Here is a 15660-nt window from a genome sequence, read left to right as displayed (position 1 = left end):
AAGAGGTTATAAGATGAGTTTTTTTAAAAAATTAAAAGAGAAAATCACAAAGCAGACAGATTCCGTATCTGAAAAGTTTAAGGACGGCCTTGAAAAGACGAGAAACTCCTTTCAAAACAAAGTGAATGATCTCGTGTCCCGTTACCGTAAAATTGATGAGGACTTCTTCGAAGAGCTTGAAGAGGTTCTGATCAGTGCTGATGTCGGTTTTACAACGGTTATGGAGCTGATAGACGAGCTCAAGAAAGAAGTGAAGCGCAGAAATATTCAAGATCCGCAGGAAGTGCAGTCTGTTATTTCTGAAAAGCTGGTGGAGATTTATAACAGCGGAGACGAACAAATTTCTGAGCTGAACATTCAGGAAGGGCGTTTAAATGTCATTCTCCTGGTCGGCGTAAATGGAGTCGGCAAAACGACAACGATCGGAAAGCTTGCTCATAAACTAAAGCAAGAAGGAAAGTCTGTTGTACTCGCTGCCGGAGACACTTTCAGAGCAGGAGCGATTGAACAGCTTGAAGTATGGGGAGAACGTACGGGTGTGCCTGTCATTAAGCAGGCGGCCGGCAGCGATCCTGCGGCTGTCATCTATGATGCTGTTCACGCTGCCAAAGCGAGAGAAGCAGATGTATTGATTTGTGATACGGCAGGGCGTCTTCAAAATAAGGTAAACCTGATGAAGGAGCTCGAAAAGGTGAAGCGCGTTATCGAAAGAGAAGTGCCCGAAGCGCCTCATGAGGTCCTGCTCGCCCTTGATGCCACGACTGGACAAAACGCAATGGCACAGGCGAAGGAGTTCTCTAAAGCAACAAACGTTACAGGAATTGCTTTAACAAAGCTTGACGGCACTGCAAAAGGCGGCATTGTCCTTGCGATTCGCAACGAGCTTCATATTCCGGTTAAATTAGTCGGCTTAGGAGAAAAAGTTGATGATCTTCAGGAGTTTGACGCTGAATCTTACGTATACGGGCTCTTTTCAGATTTAGTGGAAAAAGCGGAGGATTAAAAAGACAGACAGCCCCCAAAAGCATTGGGGGCTGTTTTGTTATCGTCTCACTTGATAGGCGAAATGATAAAGGCTGTTATCAGTGGATAGCAATCTCGCATCACCTGAATAAACCCTGAATGGAATAATGTCATAGTAATGAACGGAAACAGATGTGTAATACGTGTAGTATCCAGCAGCAGGTCCTAAATACATTGGAACGTTAAACTTTCCGTTTTCATCAGTTGTTCCCGCAGCTGTCTGTGTTGTATTCCCGACTTTTGTATCTGCTTCGAAGCTGACTGGTGTGTTTGGCACTGGCGCTCCATTTTCGTCGAGCAATGTACCGCTTATCGTAATATTGTACTTGACTCGCCAAAATTGGCCCTGTCCGTAATTGATTTTGCCGTACACGCCTCCGTCCGTGCTAATATTTGAGATGGAGGCCCTATAAGGGGCTCCGGCTGCAGCTGCTTGCTGGGCTGGAAAAATAAATGGTAACACGGCAGCCAAGCATAACATAACCAACAAACAGATTTTTTTCATGAGAATCCTCCTTTAAAGTGGGGTTCATATACAATATCGGAATAAATTAGAAGATTTTTAGTTAATATTGGAAAAAGTGATCATTGCTTTGACAAGATAAAAACTTGACACTCACATTAAAACCATGTAAACTAAGTTATCGTAAAGGGATTTGACTTAACAAAGGGGAGAGCTCATATGTCGCTCGAAAAGACAACGAGAATGAATTATCTGTTTGATTTTTATCAGTCGTTGTTGACGTCTAAACAGAAGAGCTATATGTCGCTTTATTATTTGGACGATTTCTCCCTTGGCGAAATAGCCGAAGAGTATGAGGTTTCAAGACAAGCTGTTTATGATAACATCAAACGAACAGAAGCGATGCTTGAACAATATGAAGAAAAGCTGCTCCTTTTGAAAAAGTTTCAGGAGCGTAAAGAGATGTTTAATAAGCTGAAGGAGCTTGCTTCCGGTACTAAAGAAGAGGAAGAAATTACAGCTCTGATTGAAGCGCTTGAGAAATTAGATTAGGAGGCGGCAAACTATGGCATTTGAAGGATTAGCCGACCGACTGCAGCAGACGATTTCTAAAATCCGCGGAAAAGGGAAAGTCAGCGAACAAGATGTAAAAGAAATGATGCGTGAAGTTCGTCTTGCGCTGCTTGAGGCTGACGTTAACTTTAAAGTAGTAAAGGATTTTGTGAAAAAAGTAAGTGAACGGGCTGTAGGCCAAGACGTCATGAAAAGCCTGACGCCCGGCCAGCAGGTCATTAAAGTCGTTAAAGAGGAACTGACAGAGCTGATGGGCGGCGAAGAAAGCAAAATTGCCGTCGCGAAGCGGCCGCCGACTGTTATTATGATGGTTGGTCTCCAGGGTGCCGGTAAAACGACAACGAGCGGTAAGCTTGCAAATCTGCTGCGCAAAAAGCATAATCGCAAACCGATGCTGGTTGCTGCCGATATTTACCGTCCTGCTGCAATCAAGCAGCTGGAAACGCTAGGCAAGCAGCTCGACATGCCTGTTTTTTCCCTTGGCGATCAGGTCAGCCCTGTAGAAATAGCCAAGCAGGCTATCGAAAAAGCCAAGGAAGAACACTATGATTATGTCATTTTGGATACAGCAGGCCGTTTGCATATCGACCATGAGCTTATGGATGAACTGACCCAAGTGAAAGAAATCGCGAATCCGGAAGAAATTTTTCTGGTTGTCGATTCAATGACCGGGCAGGATGCCGTGAATGTAGCCAAAAGCTTTAACGAACAGCTCGGTTTAACCGGTGTTGTGTTAACGAAGCTTGATGGAGACACGCGCGGGGGTGCTGCACTTTCCATTCGTGCGGTGACAAACACGCCGATTAAATTCGCCGGTTTAGGCGAAAAACTTGATGCATTAGAAGCATTCCATCCTGAACGCATGGCATCAAGGATTCTCGGCATGGGTGACGTGTTAACATTGATTGAAAAAGCTCAGGCAACCGTCGATGAAGACAAGGCCAAAGAGCTGGAACAAAAAATGAGAACAATGAGCTTCACATTGGATGATTTTCTGGAGCAGCTCGGACAGGTCAGAAACATGGGGCCTCTGGATGAGCTTCTGCAAATGATGCCGGGTGCAGGTAAGATGAAAGGCTTGAAAAATATTCAAGTTGATGAAAAGCAGCTGAATCATGTGGAAGCGATCATTAAATCGATGACTGTTCTTGAAAAAGAACAGCCGGATATCATTAATGCCAGCCGGCGCAAGCGGATTGCGAAAGGAAGCGGGACGTCCGTACAGGAAGTCAACCGTCTGCTTAAGCAGTTTGACGAAATGAAAAAAATGATGAAGCAGATGACAAACATGTCAAAAGGAAAGAAAAAAGGATTTAAGTTACCTTTTATGTAATCGGTTATACATGATAAAACCGTTGTTAAGAAAAAACACTTTACAAACACTTTTATCATTGTTAATATACTATCTTGTTGAAATATTTTCGGAGGTGCTAGTAAAATGGCAGTAAAAATTCGTTTAAAACGTATGGGAGCAAAAAAATCTCCTTTCTATCGTATTGTTGTAGCAGATTCTCGTTCACCGCGTGACGGCCGTTTCATCGAAACAGTCGGCACTTACAACCCGGTTGCAAAACCAGCGGAAGTAAAAATCGATGAAGAGCTTGCTCTTAAATGGCTTCAAACTGGAGCGAAACCATCTGATACAGTTCGCAACTTGTTCTCTAGCCAAGGAATCATGGAAAAATTCCACAACGCTAAACAAGGCAAGTAATGACTGATCAACACTTGGAAGATTTGATTGTCACGATTGTGACGCCGCTTGTTGATCATCCAGATGACATTCGGGTCATAAGAGAAGAAACCGATCAAAAGATTGCGCTGCGCTTATCTGTTCATAAGTCAGATACCGGTAAAGTTATCGGGAAGCAAGGCCGGACTGCAAAAGCGATTCGAACAGCTGTATTTGCAGCTGGCGCACAGTCTTCTAAGAAAGTTCAATTTGAAATATTTGACTAAAAGGGAGAGGGCCGGCACCTCCCCTTTTTTTACACGCAAAAAACGGGTAAACTGATAGAAGATAAGACAAGATAGAAAAGTCTGGTCTTGAAAAAGTTTTAAAAGCAGGGAGCTTGGTGCGATGCAGATTATTCACCGTGTAGCCGTTATGCAAGTCTTAACCGAGCGCAGCAAAGAAAAGCTTTTATCTACTTTCACAGAAAAGAAGCAAATGCTTGAACGAGAATGCAGCCAGCTCTATTTTCAGCTTAGAAAACATGAAAAAGAACAGCAGAACCCAGATGTAATTGAACAATTTAAAAAGGCAATAGAAAAACGAAAAGATAATATGAAAATGATCGATTTTCAAATTACCCAAGTACATACATTACCGCTTGGCAGTGAAATGAAAGAAAAGGAAATCGATGCGCTGCTGACCATTGAAGTCGGAGATGACTGGCATGAGAAAACAGCAGCAAACACCATCGTCATAAAAGACGGAACAGTAATTGAAATTCGCCAGAGGTGATCATATGACAAAGCGATGGTTTAATGTCGGTAAAATTGTAAATACCCACGGAATTAAAGGCGAGGTGCGGGTCATTTCAAAAACGGATTTTGCCGAAGAACGGTACAAGCCGGGCAACACGCTGTATTTGTTTATGGACGGACGCCAAGAACCGATAGAAGTAACGGTAAACACGTACAGGCTGCATAAGCAATTTCATCTGCTGCAGTTTAAAGAAAGACAAAGCCTGAATGAAGTAGAGGAACTGAAAAACGCCATCATCAAAGTTCCTGAAGAGGATTTGGGTGAGCTGAATGAAGGAGAATTTTATTTCCACGAAATTATCGGCTGTGAAGTTTTTACCGAAGAAGGCGAACTGATCGGAAAGGTGAAAGAAATTTTAACACCGGGAGCCAATGATGTATGGGTAATCGGGCGTAAAGGTAAAAAAGACGCGCTGATCCCTTACATTGAATCAGTCGTTAAACAGATTGATGTCAGCGAAAAGAAAATTGAGATTCAACTCATGGAAGGATTAATAGACGAATGAAAATCGATTTTTTGACGCTGTTTCCTGAAATGTTTGAAGGGGTGCTCGGTTCATCCATTCTTCAAAAAGCCCAAGAAAAAGAAGCAGTGCAGTTCCAGATCGTCAATTTCCGGGAGTATTCTGATAACAAGCATAATACAGTGGATGATTATCCTTACGGTGGCGGAGCAGGTATGGTTCTGAAGCCTCAGCCTGTTTTTGACGCGGTTGAGGATCTGGCCTCAAAAGCCGACAGTCCGCCGCGCGTTATCCTCGTCTGCCCGCAAGGTGAGCGTTTCACTCAAAAAAAAGCCGAGGAATTGGCAAAGGAAGAGCATTTGCTGTTTATCTGCGGTCATTATGAAGGCTATGATGAGCGAATCCGCGAGCATTTGGTGACAGATGAAATATCAATTGGCGACTTCGTTCTGACAGGCGGTGAGCTGCCTGCGATGATGATTGCTGACAGTGTCGTCAGGCTGCTTCCGGGTGTGCTTGGCAAAGAGGCTTCCCACATAGAGGATTCGTTCAGTACGGGGCTCTTGGAGCATCCGCATTATACAAGACCGGCAGATTATAAAGGTTTAAAAGTGCCTGAAACACTTCTATCAGGAAACCATGCTAAAATCAAAGAATGGCGGAATAAAGAATCGATCAGAAGAACCTATTTAAGACGCCCGGATCTTCTGAAAGACTATCCGCTTACAGAGCAAGAAAGAAAATGGATTTCTGAATGGGAAAAAGAATAGATTTTATTGCATAGGCTATGAAATTGTGATAAGATACTACTTGTGGCTTGAACGGGCTTATCCGTTGAAAGCTTGAAAACGATGTTCCGCTGTGCCGGGTTTTGAGGCCAAGAGCATCTGTTGGAAGGAGTTGAAAACGATGCAAAAACTAATTGAAGATATCACAAAAGAACAGCTTCGTACTGATCTTCCTACGTTCCGTCCTGGTGACACTTTACGTGTACACGTAAAAGTTGTTGAGGGTAACCGTGAGCGTATCCAGATCTTTGAAGGTGTTGTGATTAAGCGTCGTGGTGGTGGAATCAGCGAAACGTTCACAGTTCGTAAGATTTCTTACGGTGTTGGCGTTGAACGTACTTTCCCTGTACACACACCAAAAATCGCGAAAATCGAAGTTGTACGTTACGGTAAAGTACGCCGTGCTAAGCTTTACTACCTGCGTGAACTTCGCGGAAAAGCGGCTCGTATTAAAGAAATCAGACGATAATGATAACGAACGAAAAGAGCTTGTTACCAGTAACAAGCTCTTTTTTTATACAGAATTTGAAAATGCCGGTCAGGCATCGTAAAATACATAAAGAACAACTAAGAATCTTGCACACTTAGAAGATAAAGGCGGTGTTCGTGTCACATGACAATCCAATGGTTCCCTGGCCATATGGCAAAGGCAAGACGGGAAGTAACCGAAAAATTAAAATTAATCGATATTGTATATGAACTGGTAGATGCCAGAATCCCGATGTCATCAAGAAACCCAATGATTGAAGACATCTTGAAAAATAAGCCGAGAATTATGCTGTTAAATAAAGCTGACAAAGCAGATGCGGCAGTCACACAGCAGTGGAAAGAGCACTTTGAGAACCAAGGAATCCGCTCTCTGTCTATTAATTCTGTAAATGGCCAAGGATTAAATCAAATCGTTCCGGCTTCAAAAGATATCCTGCAGGAGAAATTTGACCGGATGAGAGCAAAAGGTGTAAAGCCAAGAGCGATCCGGGCGCTGATCATCGGCATTCCGAACGTCGGAAAATCAACGCTTATCAACCGGCTGGCAAAGAAAAACATTGCGAAAACCGGAGACAGACCGGGTATCACAACATCTCAGCAATGGGTCAAAGTCGGAAAAGAATTAGAGCTTTTAGACACTCCGGGGATTTTATGGCCTAAATTTGAGGACGAGCTTGTCGGATTGAGGCTGGCAGTCACAGGGGCTATTAAAGACTCGATTATCAATCTTCAGGATGTTGCCGTGTTTGGCCTCCGTTTTCTCGAAGAACATTATCCTGAACGGCTTAAAGAACGCTACGGGCTCGATGAGATACCCGAAGACATCGCGGAGCTGTTTGATGCAATAGGTGAAAAACGCGGCTGCCTCATGAGCGGTGGGCTTATTAACTACGATAAAACGACTGAAGTGATCATTCGTGATATCCGCACAGAAAAGTTCGGGAGGCTGTCATTCGAACAGCCGACGATGTAAAGACGCGCAGAAATGCGGGTCTTTATTTTTTCCTGACAGGACCGATACATACAGTAAGGGAGAAGAGAAAGTGAATACATTAACCGTAAAAGACATTAGAGACCGTCTGCAAGAGGTAAGAGATGACCAGGACCCATTTCTTGCCCAGTGTGAAAATGATCCGAGAAAAAGCGTACAAGCGCTTGTAGAGCAATGGCTGAAAAAGAACGCAAAGGAAAAAGCGCTAAAAGAACAGTGGGTGAATATGACCTCCTATGAAAGGCTTGCGAGAAACAAGGGGTTTCGTTTTATTGCAGGAGTAGACGAAGTAGGCCGGGGCCCATTGGCAGGGCCGGTTGTCGCCAGCGCAGTCATCCTTCCTGAGAAATGCGAAATACTTGGGCTCACAGACTCAAAAAAGCTTACAGAAAAAAAGCGTGAGGAATATTACGATCTCATTATGAAAGAAGCTGTGGCAGTCGGTATAGGAATTGTAGAAGCAGCTGTTATTGATGAGATCAATATTTATGAAGCCTCAAAATTGGCAATGGTCGAAGCAATCCGCGATTTGTCCGATACACCCGATTATTTGCTCGTTGACGCGATGACACTGCCGCTCGATACGTCTCAGTCTTCAATTATAAAAGGTGATGCCAAAAGCGTGTCTATCGCAGCAGGTGCGTGTATTGCGAAAGTAACGAGAGACCGGATGATGAGCGCATATGCCGAAAAGTATCCGCAGTACGGCTTTGAAAAAAATAAAGGCTATGGGACAAAAGAGCATCTTGAAGCGCTCGCAGCTTATGGACCGACCGACTTGCACCGGAAAACTTTCGCTCCTGTTCAATCTTACAGATAATCTAATGGACAAGGAGGCACCTTTTGAAATGAACATACGAAATGATGTACAGCAGGCGCTCAAAAACCTTTTTGGAAACACTGCAGCTCCGCAGGAAACATCAAATACACCCGACGAATCAAATACCGTAAAGCGTCTCCTTTTAGGAAAAGTGCTTCGTTTATTAGGGGACCAGCATGCACTGATCCAAGTAGGGAATCAAACGATTCAAGGCAAACTTGAAACCCAGCTTCGTCCTCAGGCGTATTACTGGTTTTCCTACGAAAAAAAAACAGCGGAACAGACAGGCCGTCTCCAGGTTGTTCAAAGCTTTGACCAAAATCCCAAAACCATTCAGGATGCTGCGGGCAAGCTTCTGAACGCTATTTCAGTGAAGCCGTCAAACGCATCCCTTATGCTGGCAGGCGCAATGCTGAAAAGCAAAACACCCATCACAGAAAATGATATCAAAACAGCCGTCCGCTGGATGGACACGCTGCCTGCGACAGACACAAAAAAAGCCATCGAAACAGTTTTATTTGCCTTAAAGCGGGATCTTCCCGTTCACCCCGATGTTTTGAGCGGAGTTCATGCTGTCAAATCGCCTGTACCGCTCCATCAGCACTTATCTCAGCTGATTCAGGCTATTCATCAAAATCCTCAGACGAGCCAGGCGCTGACAAAGCTAAAAGAAGCCGTTACGGCACTTTTTAATAGCGAAACAGATGTCCATGCAGAACGTCTTATCGAGAAGCTTATCTTGTTAACGGATCATAACAGATCTGCCTCTTCAGTCAGTACAGCTGGAAGCCGGGAGCTTAGCGCAGCAGACGGCTCCGCAGGAAAGGCAGACTGGGCGCCTGCAAACCCGCAGGAGCAGCAGCGAAACACACGAGACGGTGCCGCTAAAACTGTCTCAGACATTCCAATGAAAGAGGCAGGAAGGCTGCTGGCCACACTGACGGAAGCTGCGGATAAAAACGGCAATCCAATCGTAAAAGAAGCAGCGAATTGGATAAAGGCTGTTGTTTCCTCTAGTCAAAATAAGCCTGAGTCAGCAGCATCTGCTTTGCAGGCCGCGCAAGTCACGGATCAAGAAGCAGAAGTGTTTTTAAAGGCTGTTCAGCAGACAGCTCCTAATTTGGCGGATAAGGCAGATGTTCTTTCCTTCTTATCCAAAGTGAAAATGGCAATAGGCGCTCGAGATGAGCTTGCTTTTATTAAAGCGTTTGAACAAGGTGCCGCAGTGCTGCCCGATGATATTCAATCAGTTAAGATGGCTCTTCATGCTGCCAGAGCGTCACATGAGTTAGCGGAACCTGTCAAACAGGAAGCGGATCAGCTCTTCCATAAATTAAACGGTCAGCTTCTCATGCAGCAGGATCATCCTTCCTACAGCCAAATTGTGATGTCATTTCCGATGTTTTCAAAATCGGGGGTTCAGGACATGACTGTTCTGTTTAAAGGACAAAAAGAAGCGGATGGAAAGCTCGATCCTTCCCATTGCCGGCTCTTGTTTTTACTGCAATTAGATACGTTAAAAGAAACAGTTGTTGACTGCCTGATACAGCAGCAAGTCATGACGATTACAATTGAGACGGACTTTGAACTTCAGCCGGCAATCGATCCGATGGTGCCCGCCCTCAAGCAATCGCTCAAAGAAATGGGCTACAGTCTTTCAGGAGTTAACGCTAAAAAACGCCTTCAATCTGATGAAAAGGCTACAATTGATCAATACATAACAAGCATCAGTGATCAGGGAGTGGATGTGAAAATATGAACGAGCAAACGCCTTTAAGAAAAGCCATAGCTCTCCATTATGACGAAAAAATAGACAAGGCGCCAAGAGTAATTGCAACCGGGAAGGGCCATGTTGCTGACAACATTATCAAAGAAGCTAAAAAGGCGGGGGTCCCGATCCAAGAAGATCGGACCCTTGTCGAATTAATGCGCCATTTGACTGTAGATGACCAGATCCCGGAAGCACTTTATGAAACAGTAGCCGAGATTTTTTCTTTCATTTACAGATTGGACGAAAGTGTAAAAAATAAAAAATAGCTAAAATATTCCCCATTCTCCGCTTGAAATTTATGTTTTTAATAAAATAAAAGTTTGAATGTTTAGAAGGATTTTAAGATTTTGCATCGAACTCTAGACAATTCTTCCAGTATTATATAGAATGAAAGCGCAGTCTATTTTTAGTTTTGTTACATAAGTTAGGAGGATGGGAAATGAATATCCATGAGTACCAGGGAAAAGAAGTCCTCAGAAAATATGGGGTATCTGTTCCTGAAGGTAAAGTGGCTTTTACAGCAGAAGAAGCAGTTGAAAAAGCAAAGAGCTTATCCAGCTCAGTTTATGTCGTAAAGGCTCAAATTCATGCTGGCGGTCGAGGCAAAGCTGGTGGGGTAAAAATAGCAAAATCATTAGACGAAGTAAAAGCGTATGCCGAAGAACTTTTAGGTAAGACCCTCGTTACGCATCAGACAGGTCCGGACGGGCAAGTAATAAAACGCTTACTTATTGAAGAAGGCTGCGATATTAAAAAGGAATACTATGTGGGATTAGTGCTTGACCGTGCCACTTCAAGAATTGTTCTGATGGCCTCTGAAGAAGGCGGAACAGAAATTGAAGAAGTAGCAGAGAAAACACCGGAAAAAATCAAAAAGGCTGTCATTGATCCGGCTGTTGGCCTCCAAGGCTATCAAGCTAGAGAAATTGCATTCGCTATCAATATTCCAAAAGAGCTTGTGGGGAAAGCTGCTAAATTTATGCTTGGACTATACAAAGCGTTTGTTGAGAAAGACTGCTCAATCGCCGAAATCAATCCTCTCGTTGTAACTGGAGACGGGAATGTGATGGCGCTTGATGCGAAATTAAATTTTGACAGCAACGCATTATACAGACAAAAAGATATTATGGAATACAGAGATTTGGACGAAGAAGATCCAAAAGAAATTGAAGCGTCTAAATACGATCTGAGCTACATTTCCCTTGATGGAAATATCGGATGCATGGTAAACGGCGCTGGACTAGCAATGTCCACGATGGATATCATTAAACATTATGGAGGAGAACCGGCCAACTTCCTTGATGTCGGGGGCGGCGCAACCGCAGAAAAAGTCACGGAAGCATTTAAAATCATTCTTTCTGATCAAAATGTTAAAGGGATTTTCGTCAACATTTTCGGAGGCATTATGAAATGTGATGTCATCGCAGAAGGGGTTGTTGAAGCGACAAGACAAGTCGGTTTAACATTGCCGCTTGTCGTCCGTCTTGAAGGAACAAACGTGGATCTAGGGAAGAAAATCCTTAGTGAATCAGGATTAAATATTACATCTGCGGAATCCATGGCTGACGGCGCGCAGAAAATCGTATCTTTAGTATAGGAAAGAATGAAAGGCAGGGGACCAAATAATGAGTGTTTTTATCAATAAAGATACAAGAGTTATTGTACAAGGGATTACAGGTTCTACCGCTTTATTCCATACGAAGCAGATGCTTGAATACGGCACAAATATCGTGGGCGGTGTGACACCTGGAAAAGGCGGAACTGAAGTGGAAGGGGTACCTGTATTTAATACAGTGGCTGATGCAGTTCATACGACTGGCGCAAATGCGTCTGTTATCTATGTTCCGGCACCGTTTGCAGCTGATGCAATTATGGAAGCGGTAGATGCGGAGCTTGATCTGGTCATTTGCATCACAGAGCATATCCCGGTTTTAGATATGGTAAAAGTGAAACGCTTCATGGAAGGCAAGAAAACGAGATTAATAGGACCGAACTGTCCTGGCGTCATCACGCCTGATGAATGTAAAATCGGCATTATGCCCGGATATATCCATAAAAAGGGTCATGTAGGCGTTGTTTCGCGTTCAGGAACATTAACATACGAAGCAGTACATCAGCTGTCAGAAGCGGGTGTAGGACAGTCTACAGCCGTTGGGATCGGCGGCGATCCTGTAAATGGAACCAACTTCATTGACGTTTTAAAAGCGTTTAACGAAGATCCTGAAACACACGCTGTCATCATGATCGGCGAAATCGGCGGCACAGCTGAAGAGGAAGCTGCTGAGTGGGTAAAAGCCAACATGACAAAACCGGTAGTCGGATTCATTGGCGGTAAAACAGCACCTCCAGGGAAGCGCATGGGGCATGCAGGCGCCATCATTTCCGGCGGAAAAGGCACGGCTGATGAAAAAATCAAAACACTTAATGAATGCGGAATCGAAGTTGCAGAGACACCTTCTGTCATGGGAGAAACATTAATTAAAGTGTTGAAAGAAAAGAATTTATTTGAAACGTGCAAAACTCATTAATAGAGAAGGGACAGCCATCTTGGCTGTTCCTGCTTTTGCTGTTAAAAGGAGGTTCTCATATTGGATCAGGCCGCTGCCTGTTTAATCACTTGCAGAATCAACCAATTACTATCCCCGTCTCTTCTATTAAAATGGTGGAAAGCTGATCCGTCATTGTCACTGTCAAATCCTTCATGTGCATTAGAAACAGCTTCGCGCGGCAAAGTAAAGGCTGCGGCACTAAAAAATAAAATAGAAGAACAATATCCAAAACTTCAGCATTTACTCTCTGTATATCAACAGCAAGGCATTAAAGTCATCCCAATATCCTCAGATCAATATCCATTCTGGCTGAAAACCATTTATGATCCGCCTCCCGTGCTGTTTGCAAAAGGTGATATATCCCTTCTTTCTCAAGGGAGAAAAATAGGAATTGTAGGTACGAGACATCCGACAGCCTATGGAATCCGGGTTGTCAATCATCTTACAATAGAGCTTTGCCATAAAAAGTGGGTGATTGTCAGCGGGCTGGCGTCTGGGATTGACGGATTGTCCCATGCTGCAAGTATTAAGGCGAAGGGGCGGACAATCGGAGTCATCGCAGGCGGATTTCAGAACATTTATCCTCGAGAAAATCTTCAATTAGCAGAACACATGGCTAAACACCATCTTGTTCTGTCAGAGCATCCACCTGAAACCAAACCCCAAAAATGGCATTTCCCTATGAGAAACCGTATCATCAGCGGGTTAAGTGAGGGCATTATTGTTGTGCAGGGCAAAGAAAAAAGCGGTTCTTTGATTACCGCATACCAAGCGCTGGAACAAGGGAGAGAAGTATTTGCCGTACCCGGTTCTGTATTTGATCCTTACGCCGGAGGTCCTATAAAATTGATTCAAGAGGGGGCTAAAGCCATATGGTCAGCAGAGGATATTTATGCAGAGCTTCCTGAGAAAAACGTTCAATATACGGAACCCTTTTGAATTATCGTTTGACAAACAGCATTGTAATATTTAATAATAGTGAGGATTTAAAGTTGCATATTGTTTTCTATTTAAATAATGACGTTCATCATAAAGAATGAAATGTTGAAAGCCAAATAAAGACAGCTGCAAATATAAAATAAAATTTGAAATACTTGAAGAGAGAGAACACCTCTTGAGGGGGATGAAAATGTCTGATTATCTAGTCATCGTGGAATCGCCCGCTAAGGCGAAAACGATTGAACGTTACTTAGGTAAAAAATATAAAGTGAAAGCATCAATGGGACATGTCCGGGATCTTCCAAAAAGTCAAATGGGAGTTGACATAGAACAAAATTTCGAACCGAAATATATAACCATTCGAGGTAAAGGTCCGGTACTAAAAGAGCTGAAAACGGCTGCCAAAAAAGCTAAAAAAGTTTATCTCGCAGCCGACCCCGACAGAGAAGGGGAAGCGATTGCATGGCACTTGGCCCACAGCCTTGATTTAGATCTTCATTCAGACTGCCGTGTTGTGTTTAACGAAATTACGAAAGATGCAATTAAAGAATCATTTAAGCATCCCCGCATGATCAATATGGATTTGGTGGATGCACAGCAGGCGAGACGTATATTAGACAGGCTCGTCGGATATAAAATCAGCCCAATCCTTTGGAAAAAAGTCAAAAAGGGACTCAGCGCTGGCCGTGTTCAATCTGTTGCCCTCCGTTTAATTATTGATCGTGAAAAGGAAATTAACGACTTTAAGCCAGAGGAATATTGGACAATAGACGGCACGTTCTTAAAAGGACAGGAGACGTTTGAAGCGGGCTTTTTCGGTAAAAACGGCAAAAAACTCCCTTTAAAGAGTGAAGCGGATGTAAAGGACATACTTTCTCAGCTCAAAGGCAATAAGTATACAGTTGAAAAAGTAACTAAAAAGGAACGTAAACGTAATCCGGCCTTGCCATTTACAACTTCCACCCTTCAGCAGGAAGCAGCGCGTAAGCTCAATTTCAGAGCGAAGAAAACGATGATGATTGCGCAGCAATTATATGAAGGAATTGATCTTGGAAAAGAAGGAACTGTCGGTCTGATCACATATATGAGAACGGATTCAACCCGCATTTCCAATACAGCAGTTGATGAAGCGGCAGCGTTTATTGATCAAACGTACGGAAAAGAGTACTTAGGCGGCAAAAGAAAGCCCGCTAAAAAGAATGAAAATGCTCAGGATGCCCACGAAGCGATCCGCCCGACGTCGGTTCTCAGAAAACCAAGCGAATTAAAAGCAGTCCTTGGCAGAGATCAGCTGAGACTGTATAAATTAATTTGGGAACGTTTTGTTGCCAGCCAAATGGCATCTGCTGTCTTAGATACAATGAGTGTTGATTTGACAAACAACGGTTTGACTTTTCGTGCAAACGGAAGTAAAGTCAAGTTTTCCGGCTTTATGAAAGTGTATGTTGAAGGCAAAGACGATCAATTGGAAGAAAAAGACCGGATGCTGCCTGACTTGCAAGAGGGAGACACTGTTTTATCTAAGGACATAGAACCGGAACAGCATTTTACCCAGCCGCCTCCGCGCTATACTGAGGCCCGTTTGGTTAAAACGCTTGAAGAACTCGGGATCGGCCGTCCTTCCACTTATGCTCCGACGCTTGATACGATTCAGCGGCGCGGGTACGTTGGTTTGGATAATAAACGATTTGTTCCCACAGAATTAGGGCAGATCGTGCTTGAGCTGATCATGGAATTTTTCCCTGAAATCATTAACGTTGAGTTTACGGCAAAAATGGAAAAAGACCTTGATAATGTTGAGGAAGGCAATATAGAATGGGTACAGATTATTGATAACTTCTATACCGATTTTGAAAAGCGTGTGAAAAAAGCCGAATCAGAAATGAAGGAAGTAGAAATTGAACCGGAATATGCCGGAGAAGATTGTGAATTGTGCAGTTCTCCTATGGTGTATAAAATGGGCCGATACGGTAAATTCTTAGCTTGCTCCAATTTCCCCGATTGCCGGAATACAAAGCCGATTGTCAAACAAATCGGTGTGAAGTGTCCGAGCTGCGGAGAAGGAAATATTGTTGAACGAAAATCGAAAAAGAAACGGATTTTTTACGGCTGTGACCGTTATCCGGACTGTGAATTCGTTTCCTGGGACAAACCAATTGAACGAAAATGTCCGAAATGCGGAAAAATGCTTGTTGAGAAAAAGCTCAAAAAAGGCATACAAGTCCAATGCGTGGAATGCGATTATAAGGAAGAACCACAGAAGTAGCGGTGAGCAGGGTCTTGCTCACCTTCTTTGTGTGTTA

Annotated in this window: 18 protein-coding genes; 17 read left to right on the top strand and 1 reads right to left on the bottom strand. The window is 43.5% G+C overall.

Translation table 11 applies throughout. From position 1 onward, the window contains the following. The first annotated feature begins 13 nt into the window (after positions 1-13). On the top strand, positions 14-1003 hold the full coding sequence (gene ftsY / locus ACQVGS_RS13555) for a signal recognition particle-docking protein FtsY (RefSeq protein WP_044155917.1): 990 nt from the start codon (positions 14-16) through the stop codon (positions 1001-1003). Positions 1004-1042: 39 nt separating this feature from the next. On the opposite strand, the gene ACQVGS_RS13550 is transcribed toward ftsY, so the two are convergent. After that, a complete protein-coding gene (locus ACQVGS_RS13550) occupies positions 1043-1528 on the bottom strand; it encodes an Ig-like domain-containing protein (protein WP_106020686.1) in 486 nt (161 codons plus the stop codon). A 177-nt stretch (positions 1529-1705) separates the two neighbouring features. Between ACQVGS_RS13550 and ACQVGS_RS13545 the strand changes: the two genes are divergently transcribed. The 16 genes from ACQVGS_RS13545 (at position 1706) to topA (ending at position 15623) form a co-directional block, all read left to right on the top strand. Further along, on the top strand, positions 1706-2038 hold the full coding sequence (locus tag ACQVGS_RS13545) for a putative DNA-binding protein (protein WP_024121379.1): 333 nt from the start codon (positions 1706-1708) through the stop codon (positions 2036-2038). A 13-nt stretch (positions 2039-2051) separates the two neighbouring features. After that, a complete protein-coding gene (gene ffh / locus ACQVGS_RS13540) occupies positions 2052-3392 on the top strand; it encodes a signal recognition particle protein (RefSeq protein WP_024121380.1) in 1341 nt (446 codons plus the stop codon). A gap of 105 nt (positions 3393-3497) precedes the next feature. Further along, positions 3498-3770, top strand: a complete 273-nt coding sequence (gene rpsP / locus ACQVGS_RS13535) for a 30S ribosomal protein S16 (protein ID WP_003220815.1) — start codon at positions 3498-3500, stop codon at positions 3768-3770. Beyond that, complete coding sequence (locus ACQVGS_RS13530; protein ID WP_024121381.1) at positions 3770-4015, top strand: KH domain-containing protein; 246 nt, start codon at positions 3770-3772, stop codon at positions 4013-4015. The genes rpsP and ACQVGS_RS13530 overlap by 1 nt, the downstream gene beginning before the upstream one ends. A gap of 121 nt (positions 4016-4136) precedes the next feature. Beyond that, positions 4137-4523, top strand: coding sequence for a YlqD family protein (locus tag ACQVGS_RS13525; RefSeq protein WP_024121382.1), 387 nt, complete (start codon positions 4137-4139; stop codon positions 4521-4523). 4 nt (positions 4524-4527) lie between these two features. Continuing rightward, positions 4528-5052: a ribosome maturation factor RimM gene (gene rimM / locus ACQVGS_RS13520; protein ID WP_044155911.1), complete on the top strand. Its 525-nt coding sequence runs from the start codon at positions 4528-4530 to the stop codon at positions 5050-5052. Continuing rightward, a complete protein-coding gene (trmD, locus tag ACQVGS_RS13515) occupies positions 5049-5780 on the top strand; it encodes a tRNA (guanosine(37)-N1)-methyltransferase TrmD (RefSeq protein WP_024121384.1) in 732 nt (243 codons plus the stop codon). Before rimM ends, trmD begins: the two co-directional genes overlap by 4 nt. 139 nt (positions 5781-5919) lie before the next feature. After that, complete coding sequence (gene rplS / locus ACQVGS_RS13510; RefSeq protein WP_010334229.1) at positions 5920-6267, top strand: 50S ribosomal protein L19; 348 nt, start codon at positions 5920-5922, stop codon at positions 6265-6267. 144 nt (positions 6268-6411) lie between these two features. Beyond that, positions 6412-7260 (top strand): ribosome biogenesis GTPase YlqF, encoded by an 849-nt coding sequence (ylqF, locus tag ACQVGS_RS13505; RefSeq protein WP_010334231.1) that lies wholly within the window; start codon positions 6412-6414, stop codon positions 7258-7260. Positions 7261-7330: 70 nt separating this feature from the next. Then, the gene (gene rnhB / locus ACQVGS_RS13500; protein ID WP_106022039.1) at positions 7331-8098 is read left to right on the top strand and encodes a ribonuclease HII; all 768 of its coding nucleotides are present in this window, start codon (positions 7331-7333) and stop codon (positions 8096-8098) included. Positions 8099-8126: 28 nt separating this feature from the next. Beyond that, positions 8127-9857, top strand: a complete 1731-nt coding sequence (locus tag ACQVGS_RS13495; protein WP_491830291.1) for a hypothetical protein — start codon at positions 8127-8129, stop codon at positions 9855-9857. Beyond that, positions 9854-10135, top strand: a complete 282-nt coding sequence (locus ACQVGS_RS13490; protein WP_095713833.1) for a FlhB-like flagellar biosynthesis protein — start codon at positions 9854-9856, stop codon at positions 10133-10135. The genes ACQVGS_RS13495 and ACQVGS_RS13490 overlap by 4 nt, the downstream gene beginning before the upstream one ends. A gap of 173 nt (positions 10136-10308) precedes the next feature. After that, positions 10309-11466, top strand: a complete 1158-nt coding sequence (sucC, locus tag ACQVGS_RS13485) for an ADP-forming succinate--CoA ligase subunit beta (RefSeq protein ID WP_003238568.1) — start codon at positions 10309-10311, stop codon at positions 11464-11466. A 28-nt stretch (positions 11467-11494) separates the two neighbouring features. Then, the gene (gene sucD / locus ACQVGS_RS13480) at positions 11495-12397 is read left to right on the top strand and encodes a succinate--CoA ligase subunit alpha (protein ID WP_024121388.1); all 903 of its coding nucleotides are present in this window, start codon (positions 11495-11497) and stop codon (positions 12395-12397) included. A gap of 60 nt (positions 12398-12457) precedes the next feature. Next, a complete protein-coding gene (gene dprA, locus ACQVGS_RS13475) occupies positions 12458-13357 on the top strand; it encodes a DNA-processing protein DprA (protein WP_188323728.1) in 900 nt (299 codons plus the stop codon). A 190-nt stretch (positions 13358-13547) separates the two neighbouring features. Further along, on the top strand, positions 13548-15623 hold the full coding sequence (gene topA, locus ACQVGS_RS13470; protein ID WP_188323729.1) for a type I DNA topoisomerase: 2076 nt from the start codon (positions 13548-13550) through the stop codon (positions 15621-15623). Positions 15624-15660 lie beyond the last annotated feature (37 nt).

This window comes from Bacillus sp. SD127, from assembly GCF_058566445.1.
This window is presented reverse-complemented; position numbering and strand designations above follow the sequence as displayed.